Origin of the sequence: Wolbachia endosymbiont (group A) of Eristalinus aeneus (assembly GCF_964026915.1) — a bacterium.
Classification (GTDB): domain Bacteria; phylum Pseudomonadota; class Alphaproteobacteria; order Rickettsiales; family Anaplasmataceae; genus Wolbachia; species Wolbachia pipientis.
In genome coordinates this window covers 645639-661965 of sequence record NZ_OZ034712.1, presented here as the reverse complement: position 1 = coordinate 661965, position 16327 = coordinate 645639, and the positions used below count along the sequence as shown (strand labels likewise).

Sequence of the window (16327 nt, the reverse complement as noted above, 5' to 3'; positions counted from 1 at the left end):
GGATCAGAAGACAGATAAGTTTCCACAATTTTTAAAAATGTTGTGCTTTGTTGAAATGTGGGAACGTTTCTCTTACTATGGAATGAGGGCACTTTTGGTCCTATTTTTGACTTCTCACTTAGGTTTCACTGATGAGAGGGCCTTTACTATTTACTCATTATTTGCTGCAACAGGTTATGCTATACCAATACTTGGAGGTTTTTTAGCTGATAAGTTGATGGGATTCCGCAACATGGTGTTGCTTGGAGGGATAGTGATGATAGCAGGTCATGCTTGCATGTCATTGGTTAAGTTTGAACCAGGTTTATTATATTTAGGTTTATCTCTAATAGCCATAGGTACTGGTATGTTTAAAGGGAACGTAACTAACTTACTTAGTTCATGCTATGGCAAAGACGATCCTGAACGTAGCAGAGGCTTTACTTTATTTTACGTAGGTGTGAATATTGGAGCAATATTGGCTTCTATTTCATGTGGTTATGTAGCCCACTTGTTTGGCTGGCACTACGGCTTTGGTTTAGCTGGTATTGGGATGTCTATAGGGCTAATCTTTTTTCTCAAATTTCAGAATCTTTTAGGAGATAGCGGCCTTTCTCCTTATCCAGAGCTTATGAATAAGCGCATATTAGGGATTAAAATTTTTGGTATAGTATTGATAGGAAGCTTTCTGTCATCATCAATAATTGCTAAAATGCTTATACATAGTGAATTTTTTACTAATATGCTCATATTTATTGGAATAACAGCTCTGGGCATATTTATTTATATAATATCTAAATTATCAGCAGAACAAAGACGAAAATTAGTGGCATTATCTATTCTTGTGGTATTTTTCTTGTGTTTTTTTGCTTTAGAAATGCAGCTTGGCTCTTTGGTTAACTTATTCACCGAAAGAAACGTTATTAACAATGTATTAGGTATAACAATCCCAGCTTCAGTTTCTCAAGCCATAAATCCTTTGTCAATTATAATATTTGGCTTTCTTTTTGGAACATACATGAAGTTTAAGCAAAAATATGCAACTTCCATGTTTACCCTTGGCCTTCTGACAATGGCTATGTGTTTTTTCACACTGTACATAGGATGTTTAAACTCTAACATTGAAGGTAAAGTAGAATACTTATATTTAATAATTGCTATCTCCTTTATGGGACTGGGAGAATTATGTATTGCTCCATTAGTCCAAGAACAAGCAACTACACTAGCCCCCAAAAACCTTAGAGGAGTAGTGATGGGTATAGTAATGCTGTCATTAGCGTTTTCTAACCTAGCCGGAGTTGCAATATCAAAATTTATGTCAGTTCCTTCAGTAAATGGTAAAATAAATTATTTAGAATCTTTAGAAATATATAAAGAGGGTTTTTTAAAGGTGGGAATATTTAATTTAATGCTCGTTATTGTATTTTTATTCTTCTTCAATTTTATACATAAAGTTGTTACTAACTCATCTTGTACAAAAAATTGATATAGGTAAGCTCAAATTTGTAGGTTTAAGGTACCCGTTCAGCAGAGGTAGCAATTAAACTTTGTAACTTTTGAAAAAGATTATGATTGCATTTTTTCAATACTCTTTGCTTAAGATTTATATTTAACGCTGCTTAAAATCAGTGAAATGCACACCCCAGCAAACTACTCTGCCGAGCTTCCAACACTTTCACATTTACTATTTTGTCCCTGTATTTATCTTCAGAATCATCAATGCACACTGATTGCATATATGGGCTTTTACCAATAATTTGGTTTTGGTGTTTACCTTTTTTATCGCTAAATAGAACAGGTATAGTTTTACCTACCATACTCTGGTTAAACTCAAGTTGTTGCTTACTAATTAATTTCTGTAAACGAAGAAGGCGCTCTGTTTTAACCTCTTCTGGTACTTGATCTTTTCTTTCCGCTCCCGGTGTGCCTGGTCTTGGGCTGTATTTAAAACTATAAGCCTGAGCATATCTAACTTTTTCTACTAATTTCATAGTTTCTTCAAAATCTTTTTCGGTTTCTCCAGGAAAACCAACAATAAAATCAGAAGAAAATTCGATTTCAGGTTTCAATTTGCGAAATCTGTCTATTATTTCCAAATACTCCTCTGCAGTGTGTTTCCTGTTCATCGCGTGCAATATTTTATTCGAACCAGACTGCACAGGCAGGTGAACAAACGGCATGAGCTTTGGCTCTTCCGCATGTGCCAAGTAGAGAGATTCATGCATATCTCTTGGATGAGAAGTTGTATAACGAATCCTCTCTAGCTTTTCAATTTTAGCAATATGACTAATTAATTTTCCTAAATCCCACACTTCCCCTTCGCACTCCCCATGGTAAGCATTGACGTTCTGACCAAGCAAATTGATCTCATTTGCCCCATTTGCAACTAATTTCAATGCTTCACGAAATATTTCATTCACTGGCCGTGAATACTCAGCTCCACGAGTATAGGGCACTACACAAAACGTACAAAATTTATCACAACCCTCTTGTATGGCAAGAAACGCAGAAGACCCCTGGCTATTGCCATAGCATTCATCTGGCAATTTATCAAACTTTGCAACTTCAGGAAAATCAGTGTTTATTACATGACCTTTACTTCTGCTTGCTTTGACTATCAGCTCCGGTAAGGTAGCGATACTCTGCGGACCAACAACAATATCAACAAAAGGAGCCCTTCTGAACACTTCTTCTCCCTCTGCTTGCGCTACACACCCAGCCACCACTATAGTCATTTCTTTTCGTAACGAATGAATCTTCCCAAGCTCTGAGTAAAGTTTTTCTGCTGCCTTCTCTCTAATGTGACAAGTATTCAGTATCACTAAATCGGCTTTCCCTGCATCACTAACAACGTTGAACCCCAAAGGTTTAATTACATTTTCCATTAAAACGGAGTCATAAACGTTCATCTGACAGCCGTAAGTTTTAATATATAGGCCTTTCATATTTGGTATGTCTTTTTCAAAATTTCTTCACCCTACACGTAAATGTCTAACAGACCAGCGCGTGACGCTAGTGAACTTGCTAGCACAATAGATTTTGACAAAATTATACGAAAAACTGGATCCCAGTGTCAAGCACTGGGATGACAAGTTCTCGGCAACCCCTACGTCATACCATCACGGTATCTCTAGATCCCGCTAACAAGTAGCGGGATGACGGTTGTCAGGGTGTCATGAAAGTAGCTAACACTGGCTTCCATCCAAGAGGGCAGTGCCCTCTTCTTGTCATCCCAGTGCTTGACACTGGGATGGCTTTGTTGCATCGCTACTTATGAAAGGCTAACTATAGTTAGGATTATAAGCAACCTATTGAAAATCTTGTTTTTTTGCAATCAATCTGATCAAATTTAAGAATAGTAATTTATTATTTATATTAATAAATTTAATTCTATTGAAAATAGCTAAAGCATTGAAATTCTTGAATTTTAGCCGGATTAGTGAGTGGTAGTGAAATTTCTTTTACTCAAATTTAGGTATTCACTGACCGTTCTTGTTATAAATACCAGAATAATAAGCTACTGATATTCTCTACCTTTTTTATCTTTATCCATCATAGCTAGCGATGCAACAAAGCCCACTGGGATCCAGGAAAAAGAATGGTGTCATGCAAGTAGCTAACACTGGGATCCAGGAAAAAGAACGGTGTCATCCGAGTAGCTTGACACTGGCATCCAGGAAACTTAATTGCAAGTAATGCATTGAGTTTGGTAAGTATGGGTTTTGCGTTATAGAATGAAGCACTTTTGGTGAATTTGTAAAGAAAGCTGGATCCCAGTGTCAAGCACTGGGATGACAAGAAAGGGAGCACTGGAATTTTTATTTCAGTATTGTACATTAGCCATGCATCTGAACAGATACGAGCTTTCTGCTTTTTTTGGGTAAGGTCAGTCAAAAAGGTTTTACAACAACCATAATAACTATAACTATTATCAATACTGTAACTGCTTCATTTAAAACGCGAAAATAAATATGTGACTTCTTATTCGAACCCATTGCAAAATTTTTCCTATATTTTGCAAGTAGCATATGAATAATTAACATCAAAAGTATTGCAAATGCTTTTACATGAAACCATCCTTCACGATATGCTTCCCTAATAACCATTAGTGTAATTCCAAGACCAAGTGAGAAAAGCATTGCAGGGTTTATGATATATCTAAGTAGCCTCTTTTCCATTGTTTGAAGCAAGCTATCATTTTCCGATCCCGGTTTTACAGTTGCATGGTAGACATAAAGCCTGGGTAAATAAAGCATACCTGCCATCCACATGATAACAGAGATAACGTGAAAAGCCTCAAGCCAGTGGTAATAGTTCATTAGCAAAAATTTAAAATTCCTGGTATTGTGTTAGTTTAATGAAAAAGAAATCGATATGAAAGCAGAAAATTTCACTAAAGAACAGATAATTGGATTCTACAGGAAAATGCTACTCATACGCAGATTTGAGGAAAAAGCAGGACAATTATATGGGATGGGATTAATAGGCGGGTTCTGTCACCTATCAATAGGACAAGAAGCAGTTGCAGTTGGAACTCAAGCTGCATCAAAATTAGGTGACGCTTTTATCACAAGTTATAGAGACCATGGCTTAATGCTCGCATGTGATTCTGATCCAAATGTTGTAATGGCAGAGCTTACCGGCAAAGAAACAGGATGCTCGAAAGGTAAAGGTGGTTCGATGCACGTATTTGACGTTGAAAAAAAATTCTTCGGCGGGCATGGAATAGTGGGAGCACAAGTTCCAATTGGCACAGGAATAGCATTTGCTAATAAATATAAGAAAAAAGATAATGTGGTATTTACATATTTTGGCGACGGTGCTGCAAATCAAGGACAAGTATATGAATCGTTTAATATGGCATCTTTGTGGGAGTTGCCTGTGGTTTACATCATAGAAAATAATGAATACGCAATGGGAACCTCCGTGCAAAGGTCAACTTTAGTAACAGAGTTATATAAAAGAGGAGAAAGTTTTGGTATTCCTGGAAAACAAGTTGATGGAATGGATTTTTTCTCTGTTTATGAGGCTACAAGCGAAGCAGCGGAACACACACGCAGCGGAAAAGGGCCTATCCTGCTTGAAATGAAGACATATCGATATCGCGGTCACTCAATGTCAGATCCTGCTACTTATCGCTTAAAAGAAGAAGTTGAAGATATGAAGCAAAATCATGACCCTATAAGCACTTTAAAGAAATACATGACAGATAATAAAATGGCTTCAGAAGAAGAGTGCAAAGTAATTGATAAGGAAATACGTGATTTAGTAAAAAAGTCGGAAGATTTTGCCAAAAATAGTAAAGAACCAAGCGTTGATGAGCTGTATACTGATGTTTATAAATTTGTTAGCTAATTTTTTTATCCAGAACTGTACAAACATTGTATAGTAAACGATGTCATCCAAATAGCTCCTTCTCCCGTCATCCAAGTGCCCTCCTTTTTTTGTCATCCCAGTGCTCTGACTACTTGGATCCAGCTGAGTTGGTGAGTATAAAAGTATAGCTAACGCAAGCTCTACGTCATGCCGCCGCGAACCGTCATACCGCGATTCATTCGCGGTATCTCTAGATCCCGCTAACAAGCAGCGGGATGACGGTTGTCAGGCTAGCTGTCATCTCAGTAGTCTCCTTCTCCTGTCATCCGAGTAGCTGACACTGGTTCCTTTATGACGGCAGTAGCCCCTTCGGTGTCATTCCAGTGCTTGACACTGGAATGACACCAATAATTGACATTTCACTAGATATTCATTATAAATAATGGAATGCTACAAAGTATAAAAACCATATTAATAGAAGACGATAACGTTAGGCTGGATAGGTACATCAGAAGAATCTTTCCTGATCTAAAGCAATCTGTAATTGAAAAATCTTTAAGGAAAGGATTAATCAAAGTTGATGATTGCAAAGCAAAGTCCAGTGATAGAGTAAATTCTGGGCAAACTATAACGCTGAAGCACTTGCATTATATTGAAAACGCTAATTCTGATCGCAAATATAATGAAAAGTTAGTGAATCTACTAAGAGAGAACATATTATATGAAGACGAATATATACTAGCTATAAACAAACCCGCAGGGGTCATCGTTCAAGGTGGCGTAAAAGTAAAGATTAGCATGAGTGATTTGCTTGACCAAATAAGAGAGGGAGAAACATTTAAAATTGTCCATAGGCTAGATAGAGATACGAGTGGAGTGATAATATTCGCACGCAACGCTAATGTTGCCAGATACCTTATGGAAGAATTTAAAGGACGAAGAGTAAAAAAAACTTATTTAGCATTAACTTCTGGCATACCGAGCAAGGATAGTGGAACAATAGACTATCCATTGGTGAAAAAATATGTTTCAGGTCAAGAAAAAGTGGTCGTTGATGAAAATTCACCTCAGAATGCCACTACGCATTTTTCAATTATAGCAAAATCCAAACACAATGTTGCTTATTTAAAATTACAACCAATTACCGGCAGAACCCATCAGTTACGTGCACATTTAGCTCATATAAATTGCCCTATTCTTGGTGACGGTAAATATGGTGGTAAAAAAGCTTTTATTGATGGGATAGCAAATAAAATTCACCTTCATTCGCATTCTTTATCTTTAAAACTGCCAAACAATAAAGAAATCACTATCACCGCTCCTATCACTAAACACATCGAAAAATCCATTGAAGCGCTATTTTTCGACTGAAACGATTTCACCAATCAACTTTTCTGTCTTTGGCTTTAATTTGAAGCACAGATATTAGGCTAATTAATGCGCAGGCAGTAAGATAAATGCCTGCTGCAAGTTTTGTTTCGGTTTTTTCTATAAGCCACATGCATATGTATGGAGAAAGGCCACCAAAAATTCCTGCAGATATATTATTTGCTAAGCTTACGCCAGTGCATCTTACTTTTGTTGGAAACAGTTCACAAATAACAGAACCATATATTCCAAAAGATGCACCTACTGGTATAGTAATCAATAAGTAAGTTATTATTACGACATAGTGGTTAACGGAAGATAATAATGGTAATACACATGTACCAATCAGAGATAGCATAATCAGTACAGGAATCATTACGCGTTTTCTTCCAACTTTATCAGATAAAATTGCAAAAAGTACCGCAGATGCTGCAAATACAACCTGTATTACTATCCTCATTAAATCTTTAACACTAATAGATAAAATAACTAGCTCTTTTATTGATATATTATAAAACATTATTGCTGCGTAGACAATTGCATTCTGAGCAATTCCCAGATTGATTGAAATAATAAGCGGTCTTTTATAGTTTCTTACTAGTTCTAACAATGGTGAATGTGCTAAATTATTAGCGTACTTATTAGTTTTATATGCTAAGCTTTCTTTTAATATGTACCTAGTTAAAAAACCTATTGTCCCCAAAAAAAAGCAAAAATAAAAAAGCAACTTCCATCCCCATATTTCATAGTTCTCACCTGTAACTCTTTTGCAGATAAATATCATTGTTATGCATAAGAGCGTTCCAAGGGCTCCGCTAAAGGGCTTCATACTTCCTAAGAAACCTAGATTTTTTTTATCTTTTGAATGCTCTATCGTAAATGCTGTATTAATGCTTGTTTCACCTCCTGCAGTTATTCCTTGCACTATTCTACAAAACACAAGCAATACAGGTGAAAGCAACCCTATTTCTTTATACCCAGGTATAATTCCCATAATTGTGGATGATATTGAAATTAATATTACTGAAGTAAGTAAAGTCTTTCTTCTGCCATACTTATCTCCCATATAACCAAAAATTACTGCACCAATTGGTCTAAACGCAAAACCAATTGCAAAAACACCAAGGAATTTGAGTGTACTCAAATAATGATCTTCTGATGGGAAAAAAACGTTGATGATTGTATCTGTTAATACTCCAAAAAGAGTGAGTTCATACCACACAATCATGTTACAGATCATGCCCGATAGTATTGCTTTTTGGATATTATTCATGGTCTTTCAATTTAACATAACCTAATATATCATTAACCGGTGCTCCTTGCTATAAAATTTTTCATTCAATAACCTTCAAGGATAATTCACGTAAATGCTTATCCTCCACCTTGGAAGGAGCACCCATTAGAACATCTTCACCTTGCTGGTTCATAGGAAAACAGATTACTTCACGAATATTTGGCTCATCAGCAAGCAGCATAACTATTCTATCAACTCCTGGTGCTATTCCACCATGAGGAGGAACACCAAATCTGAATGCACGTACAAGTGCACCGAATCTTGTATCAACTTCTCCCCGGCTATAACCTGCAATGGCAAAAGCTTTATACATGATATCCAGTTTGTTATTACGAATCGCCCCACTTGACAGTTCTATTCCATTGCAAACAAGATCATATTGGTAAGCAAGGATATCCAGTGGATTTTTGTCCTCTAAATCTTTCAGACCACCGTGTGGCATGGAGAATGGGTTATGAAAGAAATCGATTTTTTTACTTTTATCGTCATATACAAAATATGGAAAATCAATGATCCAACAAAACTTGAAGATATTATCATCTATAAGACTGAGTTCTGACCCTAAAAGAGTGCGTACTTTTCCTGCAATGTTTGCCGCCTCATTCTCTTTGTCAGAAGCAAAAAATACACTATCTCCTGGCTCTATGTTTGTTGCTTCTCTTATGTGGTTTAGCCTATTTTCATCAAGAAATTTAGCAATTGGGCCTTTCGCAGTTCCATCTTTATCAAACGTTATATATCCGAGACCCTTAGCACCGAATTCTTTTTGCGCATGTTCTATCTTTTTATCAAAGAAGCTGCGTGGTTCCTCTGCTGTTTTAGGTGCAGGGATGGCTCTCACTACCATACCACGCTCAATATTGCTTTTGAAAATATTGAACCCTGAATCACGAAAAATTTCTGTAACATCGCTGATTAATAGTGGATTACGCAAATCTGGCTTGTCAGAACCATACTTAAGCATTGCCTCTTTGTATGTAATGCGTGGAAAATCTTTATCGACAGACTTGCGAGAAAATTTGGCGAACACTTTATATAAAGCAGATTCAATAACGTCAAATATGTCCTCTTGAGTCACAAAAGACATTTCAAGGTCTAGCTGGTAAAATTCCCCAGGAGAGCGGTCAGCCCTTGCATCTTCATCACGAAAACACGGTGCAATTTGGAAATATTTATCAAACCCTGAGACCATGAGCAACTGTTTGAAAATCTGCGGAGCTTGTGGCAATGCATAGAACTTGCCAGGATTTAGCCTGCTTGGCACTAGGTAGTCGCGTGCTCCTTCAGGAGAGGAAGCAGTGAGTATTGGAGTTTGAATCTCTAAAAATCCTCGCTCTATCATGAGCTTGCGGAGCTCTGCAATAATTTGTGAGCGCAAAATAATATTGTTGCGGACTTTTTCACGTCTTAAGTCAAGAAATCGATATTTAAATCTCATGTTTTCTGGGTATTCTTGCTCGCCGGTAATGCTTGCCAATATACTTCTTTCTTCTTTTGCTATTTCTTCATCAAAGTGGAACTCAACTTCCGACTCAACGCGCAAATTGTTGACTATCACCTCGATTTCTCCGGTAGAAATAGAGCTGTTTACCGTATCTTCAGTTCTAGCTTCAACTATTCCTGTAACAGTAATTACACTCTCCAATTTTAAATTTGATATCTCATCAAAAAAGTCTTTGTCATTATTAAATACTAGTTGAGTGATTCCATAGAAGTCTCTTAAATCAACAAAGATTAGGTTACCGTGATCGCGCTTACGGTATAACCATCCAGAGAGGGTAACTTCCTTTCCTACATCATTCTTCCTTAATTCATTGCACGTGTGAGTCTTGTAGCAGTTCATATTTGTTTCACTTCTAAATTCTTTAAAAAGTATAGAAATAAACCTTACTACATACAAGCCCATTCGTCAGATATTTGTCCAGTTTACGAAATAGAGCAGTATTACTTTTATACTGTCTTTACCCGCAAAAAAATTGCACAATTTCTATAATTATGGTATAATAGTAAGGGTATTTTTAATGAATTAGATACAGGAAATGCCACTTACACAGATCATATTATATAGCGTAACATTACTTGCTGTAGCTGCAGTATTTCTCTTTTTGAGAAAAATATACAAAAATCGCATTAGAAAAATCATATTTCCTAGAAAAGTTTTTAAAGAAGAGTGGGAAGAAGACAGAAAATTCAATGAATTATATCAAAAAAATAAGCAAAAAGAGTTGATGAAACAACAAGAAACGCTACGCGAGAAACAAAAAGATGTGCAAGTTTATAAAGAAGATCCAGAAATAGTTGACATAGCAAAACCGGTAGGTAAATGGACAAAGATGGTTATGATGGGTAATGGTTTAATGCAGCGTTTTGCACAATTGATACATAGAGAAGGCGGACAGAAAGGATTTTGGGAGCTGTTTGTTAAGGCTCAGGCTTCAACTCAAGGTAAACATAAGGGGAAGGGCAGATAATCCATGCTTGAATGTGAAAATTTATCCTGCGCTCGTAATAATAAGGTACTATTTAAGAATCTCAGTTTTAAAGCTGAGCTAAAATCAAAGATTCTAATCACTGGTCCAAATGGTAGTGGTAAAACCAGCTTAATTAGAAGTTTATCTGGACTTTTACCGCCGGTATCAGGCAATATAAGGCACTGCGGAAAAGATATATATGATGATCCAAAATCCTATATACCTTCTATGGTCTATATAGGCCATAAGAATGCCTGTAAAGATAGCTTAACTGTTGCTCAAAACGTAGAATTCTGGGCAGGAATACGAAATACTAGAGAATTGATTGTGGCAGCTATTTGTTGCTTGCAGTTGCAACCTGTACTTAATATTAGATATGGCGAACTTTCTGCAGGCTGGAAAAGGAGAGTTGCGCTTGCTCGCCTCTTGATTTCTAATGCAAACGTTTGGCTGATAGATGAACCATTTTGTAATCTTGATAGTGCAACGTGTGAATTAGTGCTGAACCTAATCTCAATACGCTCTGAGCAAAATGGTATAGTAATTATTACAGGGCATAGCTCTACAGAGCAATTGTGTGATTTTACAACGATTGATATACGTAATTTCAATAGACTTCTTGTATAGTTTTTGGCAACAACCGCTAGAAATAAAAAACTTGCTTGACAAACTCCGCCAGCCCCCTTATCATAAACACTGAAGCTATTTATTTATCTTCTCTGTACAGATTAAATGACAAAAAAACTCACGTATCTGGCGTCTCATGTTTAATTTTTTGCACTATGTGCACCTTATGTCTTTATCAAACTTCTACCTACATAAGCTGAAACGCGCTTATAAAGCGTTTAAAACATAAAAAAACGCCAACTTAAAAAATGGATAGTGAATAACTAGCTACCCTAGGGTTTCTTTTGCCTTTTTTTCTGTTTAGTAAATTTCTTAAACATTTATAGCTAAGGTTAGTTGCATTTAAAAGCAGCTGAGTCGCGGTTATTAAGCGTTTAGAATAAAAAAACGCCATACTTGAAAGTATAGTACTTCCCAAAGTAAATGATAAAGGTATAATAAGCTATTTGAGTTATAATGGCGTATAGTGTGGATTTAAGGGAAAGGGCAGTATCGATGATAGAAAAAGGGAAGTCAAAGGTTGAGGTGGCAGAGCTTTTGGAGATAGGAATAGCAACTCTGTACCGCTGGTTAAGAAAGAAAGCCGCTGGTGAAAGCCTAAGGCCATCGAAAAACGGCAGCTTTATTCGAAAAATAGACCCAAAAATACTCGAAGAATATGTTAAAAAGAATCCAGATCATACGCTGGCAGAGATGAAACAAAATCTTGGATTTGGAATAAATTCAATTTGGTATAGGCTGAAACAGCTAAGAATTACTTTAAAAAAAAGTTACACTATATCAAGAGCGCAATCAAGAAGATAGGCAGCGATTTACCGATAAAATCTCAAAAATAGACCATTCCAGCATCTTATATATAGATGAAGCAGGAGTTGATAATAGGTTATACCGAGAGTATGGACGTGCTCCAATAGGAAAGAAAATTTATGCAGATATTCCAGGAAGAAAACGAGAGAGAATCAGTATAATAGGCGGGTGGATTGGAAAGAGATTTATTGCACCAATGACTTTCAAAGGTGGGTGTGACAAAGAGGTATTCAATACATGGTTAGAGAAGATGTTATTACCTAAATTGCCACATGGTACTACAATAGTTATGGACAATGCCACATTCCATAAAACTCCCAAAACAAAGGAGTTAATAGATAATGCTAGATGCCGTTTGCTCTATCTACCAACATATTCACCAGATTTGAACCCTATAGAGCATTGTTGGAATACCATCAAAAGCCGCCTCAGACCTTTAATGCATAAATATACAGACTTACAACTTTTGGTTGGTAATACCATAATGGAAATTTATCATTCATTTTAGAAAATACTATATAATGTAAGTAATTAGCCAACTACGGGGCTTCTTTTGCCTTTTTTTCTGTTTAGTAAATTTCTTAAATATTTATAGCTAAACGACAACCGTCATCCCGCTGCTTGTTAGCGGGATCTCTTGTTAGCGGATGAGATACCGCGAATGAATCGCGGTATGACGGTTCGCGGTGGCACGACGTAGGACTGCTGTCATCCCGCTACGTGTTAGCGGGATCTCTTGTTAGCGGATGAGATACCGCGAATGAATCGCGGTATGACGGTTCGCGGTGGCACGACGTAGGACTGCTGTCATCCCGCTACGTGTTAGCGGGATCTCTTGTTAGAGGTTGTCCGGAAACTAGTAAATTCAAGCATATTCCCTCTTTAACATAACCCTACTCATAGCTAGGTATATGAAATTCTCAGTGGATGTTGTGAGTAAATCATACTCCTTCGATAGCCTTCTATTCCTATTAACCCAAGCAAAAGTCCTTTCTACAACCCATCTTCTTGGCTGTACTTTAAACCCTTGTTCTCTTGTTGGTAGTAGCTCAGGTGGCGTATCTTTGTGCACCCAAAATCTACATGGAGGCCTTTTAACAATTTCAATATCTATGTCATATTCTTCCTTTATGTGATTCTTTAAATTTCTTCCTTGGTATCCCATGTCAGCCCACATTTTTTTAACTTTAGTATATTTTGTTCTCATATTGTTTAATGCTATTTTAATACCATCTCTATCATTTTCGTTAGCAGCGCCTACGTAACAACCTAGTATAAAACCCTGAGTGTCTGTAATTATATGCCTTTTTCTACCCTTTACTTTTTTACTTCCATCATAGCCTTTGATCCCCCCTTTTCTGTAGTCTTTACAGATTGACTATCTACTATACAGGCACTCGGCTGCTCATTCCTTCCTATTTTTCTTCTACTATATTTTGTAATTTCATAATTCATTTTCTCAAAAATTCCCTGCTTCTTCCATTGCCTGAACTGCTCATACACAGTCTTCCATAGCGGAAAATCATTTGGTAAATACCGCCATTGACACCCTGTACGCAATACATAGAAAATTGCTTCTAATATTTCTCTTTTGCTATACTTTGGCGGCCTTCCTCCTTTCTTGTATGATACTCTGAAGTGTTTTTCTATTCTTGCCCATTCCCTTTCGCTTAGATCTGTTGGATACTTTTTTCTCATCTTTACCCCGTACTAAAATTTCAGATATTATAGCCTTTTACTTATTTCCGGACAACCTCTAAGCACAAGCAGTAAGCCAGTTAGCTGCCAATAAGGATTCTTTTTTTATTGCTTCTACTGTGATGTCCCATGTAACATACACTATTGCTGCAGTCTCTCTATTAGCGTCGGCTGGAAATGTTTCAAGCAATGTTTCATCAGATAATAAAGCTCGTTTTCTATCGTTATATAATTTCAAATAGTCTGAAATATTTATACCTGTTTTCTTTATATAAGCGCTTGCTTGGGCTAAAGCTAAAGGTAAATGACCTAATGTCTTTGCTAATGCATCCACTTGAATTATATCTAGCTTTGTTCCTTCCACTTCTATAGTATTTTCTAAAATGAATGATAAATTTCCATTATGGTATTACCAACCAAAAGTTGTAAGTCTGTATATTTATGCATTAAAGGTCTGAGGCGGCTTTTGATGGTATTCCAACAATGCTCTATAGGGTTCAAATCTGGTGAATATGTTGGTAGATAGAGCAAACGGCATCTAGCATTATCTATTAACTCCTTTGTTTTGGGAGTTTTATGGAATGTGGCATTGTCCATAACTATTGTAGTACCATGTGGCAATTTAGGTAATAACATCTTCTCTAACCATGTATTGAATACCTCTTTGTCACACCCACCTTTGAAAGTCATTGGTGCAATAAATCTCTTTCCAATCCACCCGCCTATTATACTGATTCTCTCTCGTTTTCTTCCTGGAATATCTGCATAAATTTTCTTTCCTATTGGAGCACGTCCATACTCTCGGTATAACCTATTATCAACTCCTGCTTCATCTATATATAAGATGCTGGAATGGTCTATTTTTGAGATTTTATCGGTAAATCGCTGCCTATCTTCTTGATTGCGCTCTTGATATAGTGTAACTTTTTTTTAAAGTAATTCTTAGCTGTTTCAGCCTATACCAAATTGAATTTATTCCAAATCCAAGATTTTGTTTCATCTCTGCCAGCGTATGATCTGGATTCTTTTTAACATATTCTTCGAGTATTTTTGGGTCTATTTTTCGAATAAAGCTGCCGTTTTTCGATGGCCTTAGGCTTTCACCAGCGGCTTTCTTTCTTAACCAGCGGTACAGAGTTGCTATTCCTATCTCCAAAAGCTCTGCCACCTCAACCTTTGACTTCCCTTTTTCTATCATCGATACTGCCCTTTCCCTTAAATCCACACTATACGCCATTATAACTCAAATAGCTTATTATACCTTTATCATTTACTTTGGGAAGTACTATAGTATTAGCTATTTAATAAAAAGATCGTAGCTAAACCAAGAAATATAAGAGCTGAGAGAATATCAGTTGTTGCCGATGTTAGGATTGAAGAAGAAACTGCAGGGTCAGACTTTAAACGGTGAAGCATTATAGGAATGAAAGTTCCGATGAACGTTGCAATAATTGACATCATAATCATGGAGACCACAAAAATCATCTCCACTTTGAAGTTGTGAAACCTTATTGCTAACACTACTAATGAAATAGTAGATAAGATCACCCCGTTTATAAGACCTATTAAAAATTCTTTCATCAGTATTCTTTTTGCATTTTGCTCAGTTAGATATTTTGTTGCGATTGCCCGGATGGTTAGCGTTACTGTTTGGGATCCTGCATTTCCGCTCATTGATGCAATTATCGGCATGATTATTGGCAGCACTATAAAACTTTTTATTACATCATCGAAAAAGCCAACTACTATGGAACACATTGTTGCAGCTAAGAGGTTAAACAGTAACCAAGGTAGCCTTTTAATTATAGTTTTATGTATAGGGGCATTTATATCGGCTTTAGAAGATACACCGCTTATTTTGAGTACATCCTCTTCTGTTTCTTGTTGAACAACTTTTATCACATCTTCAATTAAGATCACACCAATAATTTTACCATTCTTATTTACTACCGGAGCCGATAATAGAGAGTAATCTTTAAATATTCTTGCTACTTCCTCTTGGTCTATTCCAGTTTTAATGATTTTTATGTCATGATCCATTATCTCTTTTATTATTGTGTCTCCTGAGTGAGATATTACCTTATTTAAATTAACACTGCCTATAGGCTCTAATTTTGAGTTAATAATGAATATCTGGTGAAATTTTTCTGGTATTTTTTTATAGTTGCACACAAATTCTGTCAGTTGATTTATTGTCCAATAATATGGAGCTATAACCATATCTTTATGTATTAACCTTCCTGCACTTTCTTCTGGATATGATAGCAACTCCTCTACCGATTTCTGAGTTTTGCTGGGCAAATAGTAAAGTATATTTTCTACAGACTTTCTATCTAAATCTTTCACTATGGTTACTATATCTTCTACATCAAGGAGCATTAGTAACTTTGCTGTATTTTCTATTCCCAATGTTTCTATGATCTCTATTTGTAAATCTGGCACTACATGCACTAGGGCATCACTTAACAAATGTTGATCGAGGATATTAACTAATTTCTCCCTGTGATCACTGATCGAAGTAGATAAAAAATAAGCTAACTGAACACTGTCTATCGTTTTTACAATATTACGAACATTCTCTAGCTCCTCGTTATCAAGTGACTCTATTAAGTCATCAATAGCCTTTTTGTCTAAACCATAATGGGAACTTATTTCAATATTCATTACTTTACCTTGTTTTTTAATAAATATACGCGCTTGATTTCCTTAAACATTAAAGTATAATGAAATTATTTAAATTAACTATCATATGGTTAAATTTCTATTT

At 36.2% G+C, this 16327-nt stretch carries 16 protein-coding genes and 1 pseudogene; 7 read left to right on the top strand and 10 right to left on the bottom strand.

The genetic code is table 11. The features are described from left to right. The first annotated feature begins 37 nt into the window (after positions 1 to 37). Positions 38 to 1465: an oligopeptide:H+ symporter gene (locus AAGD62_RS03340; RefSeq protein WP_341812776.1), complete on the top strand. Its 1428-nt coding sequence runs from the start codon at positions 38 to 40 to the stop codon at positions 1463 to 1465. 139 nt (positions 1466 to 1604) lie between these two features. On the opposite strand, the gene miaB is transcribed toward AAGD62_RS03340, so the two are convergent. The 3 genes from miaB to hemJ form a co-directional block, all read right to left on the bottom strand. Next, on the bottom strand, positions 1605 to 2924 hold the full coding sequence (gene miaB, locus AAGD62_RS03335) for a tRNA (N6-isopentenyl adenosine(37)-C2)-methylthiotransferase MiaB (RefSeq protein WP_010962578.1): 1320 nt from the start codon (positions 2922 to 2924) through the stop codon (positions 1605 to 1607). Positions 2925 to 3537: 613 nt separating this feature from the next. Then, the gene (locus AAGD62_RS03330; protein WP_155968384.1) at positions 3538 to 3816 is read right to left on the bottom strand and encodes a hypothetical protein; all 279 of its coding nucleotides are present in this window, start codon (positions 3814 to 3816) and stop codon (positions 3538 to 3540) included. Positions 3817 to 3869: 53 nt separating this feature from the next. Beyond that, complete coding sequence (hemJ, locus tag AAGD62_RS03325; protein WP_010082641.1) at positions 3870 to 4298, bottom strand: protoporphyrinogen oxidase HemJ; 429 nt, start codon at positions 4296 to 4298, stop codon at positions 3870 to 3872. Between the two features lie 55 nt (positions 4299 to 4353). On the opposite strand from hemJ, the gene pdhA reads away from it, so the two are divergent. After that, positions 4354 to 5334: a pyruvate dehydrogenase (acetyl-transferring) E1 component subunit alpha gene (pdhA, locus tag AAGD62_RS03320; RefSeq protein ID WP_006279887.1), complete on the top strand. Its 981-nt coding sequence runs from the start codon at positions 4354 to 4356 to the stop codon at positions 5332 to 5334. A 408-nt stretch (positions 5335 to 5742) separates the two neighbouring features. Beyond that, positions 5743 to 6666 carry an RluA family pseudouridine synthase gene (locus AAGD62_RS03315; protein WP_155968382.1) on the top strand — a complete coding sequence of 308 codons (924 nt, stop codon included), beginning with the start codon at positions 5743 to 5745 and terminating at the stop codon, positions 6664 to 6666. A 7-nt stretch (positions 6667 to 6673) separates the two neighbouring features. Here AAGD62_RS03315 and AAGD62_RS03310 read toward each other — a convergent pair whose 3' ends face one another. Then, positions 6674 to 7936: an MFS transporter gene (locus AAGD62_RS03310; RefSeq protein WP_006280528.1), complete on the bottom strand. Its 1263-nt coding sequence runs from the start codon at positions 7934 to 7936 to the stop codon at positions 6674 to 6676. Positions 7937 to 7997: 61 nt separating this feature from the next. Next, positions 7998 to 9800 carry an aspartate--tRNA ligase gene (gene aspS, locus AAGD62_RS03305; protein WP_155969537.1) on the bottom strand — a complete coding sequence of 601 codons (1803 nt, stop codon included), beginning with the start codon at positions 9798 to 9800 and terminating at the stop codon, positions 7998 to 8000. A gap of 196 nt (positions 9801 to 9996) precedes the next feature. Here aspS and AAGD62_RS03300 point away from each other — a divergent pair, with 196 nt between their 5' ends. The 4 genes from AAGD62_RS03300 to AAGD62_RS03285 all read left to right on the top strand — a co-directional run bounded on the left by AAGD62_RS03300 (position 9997) and on the right by AAGD62_RS03285 (position 12370). Next, the gene (locus tag AAGD62_RS03300) at positions 9997 to 10428 is read left to right on the top strand and encodes a hypothetical protein (protein WP_174515653.1); all 432 of its coding nucleotides are present in this window, start codon (positions 9997 to 9999) and stop codon (positions 10426 to 10428) included. Between the two features lie 3 nt (positions 10429 to 10431). Next, positions 10432 to 11055 (top strand): heme ABC exporter ATP-binding protein CcmA, encoded by a 624-nt coding sequence (gene ccmA / locus AAGD62_RS03295; protein ID WP_155968378.1) that lies wholly within the window; start codon positions 10432 to 10434, stop codon positions 11053 to 11055. A 456-nt stretch (positions 11056 to 11511) separates the two neighbouring features. Continuing rightward, the gene (locus AAGD62_RS03290; protein ID WP_155968342.1) at positions 11512 to 11859 is read left to right on the top strand and encodes an IS630 transposase-related protein; all 348 of its coding nucleotides are present in this window, start codon (positions 11512 to 11514) and stop codon (positions 11857 to 11859) included. 19 nt (positions 11860 to 11878) lie between these two features. Continuing rightward, complete coding sequence (locus AAGD62_RS03285) at positions 11879 to 12370, top strand: IS630 family transposase (protein ID WP_155968340.1); 492 nt, start codon at positions 11879 to 11881, stop codon at positions 12368 to 12370. Positions 12371 to 12727: 357 nt separating this feature from the next. Here the strand turns inward: AAGD62_RS03285 and AAGD62_RS03280 are convergent. From AAGD62_RS03280 to mgtE, 5 genes and pseudogenes are all read right to left on the bottom strand, one after another. Then, a pseudogene (locus AAGD62_RS03280) lies at positions 12728 to 13560 on the bottom strand (IS5 family transposase). Positions 13561 to 13618: 58 nt separating this feature from the next. Beyond that, the gene (locus AAGD62_RS03275) at positions 13619 to 13894 is read right to left on the bottom strand and encodes a hypothetical protein (RefSeq protein ID WP_341812773.1); all 276 of its coding nucleotides are present in this window, start codon (positions 13892 to 13894) and stop codon (positions 13619 to 13621) included. A gap of 44 nt (positions 13895 to 13938) precedes the next feature. Then, on the bottom strand, positions 13939 to 14421 hold the full coding sequence (locus AAGD62_RS03270) for an IS630 family transposase (RefSeq protein WP_231115908.1): 483 nt from the start codon (positions 14419 to 14421) through the stop codon (positions 13939 to 13941). Between the two features lie 28 nt (positions 14422 to 14449). Beyond that, positions 14450 to 14797, bottom strand: a complete 348-nt coding sequence (locus tag AAGD62_RS03265) for an IS630 transposase-related protein (RefSeq protein WP_155968342.1) — start codon at positions 14795 to 14797, stop codon at positions 14450 to 14452. 56 nt (positions 14798 to 14853) lie between these two features. Beyond that, positions 14854 to 16224, bottom strand: coding sequence for a magnesium transporter (mgtE, locus tag AAGD62_RS03260; RefSeq protein ID WP_155968906.1), 1371 nt, complete (start codon positions 16222 to 16224; stop codon positions 14854 to 14856). Positions 16225 to 16327: the final 103 nt, after the last annotated feature.

Bases quoted from the DNA above. Each gene is read 5' to 3' on its own strand.
- AAGD62_RS03340 (WP_341812776.1), top strand. From the start codon at position 38: ATGTTGTGCTTTGTTGAAATGTGGGAACGTTTCTCTTACTATGGAATG.
- miaB (WP_010962578.1), bottom strand. From the start codon at position 2,924: ATGAAAGGCCTATATATTAAAACTTACGGCTGTCAGATGAACGTTTAT.
- AAGD62_RS03330 (WP_155968384.1), bottom strand. From the start codon at position 3,816: ATGTACAATACTGAAATAAAAATTCCAGTGCTCCCTTTCTTGTCATCC.
- hemJ (WP_010082641.1), bottom strand. From the start codon at position 4,298: ATGAACTATTACCACTGGCTTGAGGCTTTTCACGTTATCTCTGTTATC.
- pdhA (WP_006279887.1), top strand. From the start codon at position 4,354: ATGAAAGCAGAAAATTTCACTAAAGAACAGATAATTGGATTCTACAGG.
- AAGD62_RS03315 (WP_155968382.1), top strand. From the start codon at position 5,743: ATGCTACAAAGTATAAAAACCATATTAATAGAAGACGATAACGTTAGG.
- AAGD62_RS03310 (WP_006280528.1), bottom strand. From the start codon at position 7,936: ATGAATAATATCCAAAAAGCAATACTATCGGGCATGATCTGTAACATG.
- aspS (WP_155969537.1), bottom strand. From the start codon at position 9,800: ATGAACTGCTACAAGACTCACACGTGCAATGAATTAAGGAAGAATGAT.
- AAGD62_RS03300 (WP_174515653.1), top strand. From the start codon at position 9,997: ATGCCACTTACACAGATCATATTATATAGCGTAACATTACTTGCTGTA.
- ccmA (WP_155968378.1), top strand. From the start codon at position 10,432: ATGCTTGAATGTGAAAATTTATCCTGCGCTCGTAATAATAAGGTACTA.
- AAGD62_RS03290 (WP_155968342.1), top strand. From the start codon at position 11,512: ATGGCGTATAGTGTGGATTTAAGGGAAAGGGCAGTATCGATGATAGAA.
- AAGD62_RS03265 (WP_155968342.1), bottom strand. From the start codon at position 14,797: ATGGCGTATAGTGTGGATTTAAGGGAAAGGGCAGTATCGATGATAGAA.
- mgtE (WP_155968906.1), bottom strand. From the start codon at position 16,224: ATGAATATTGAAATAAGTTCCCATTATGGTTTAGACAAAAAGGCTATT.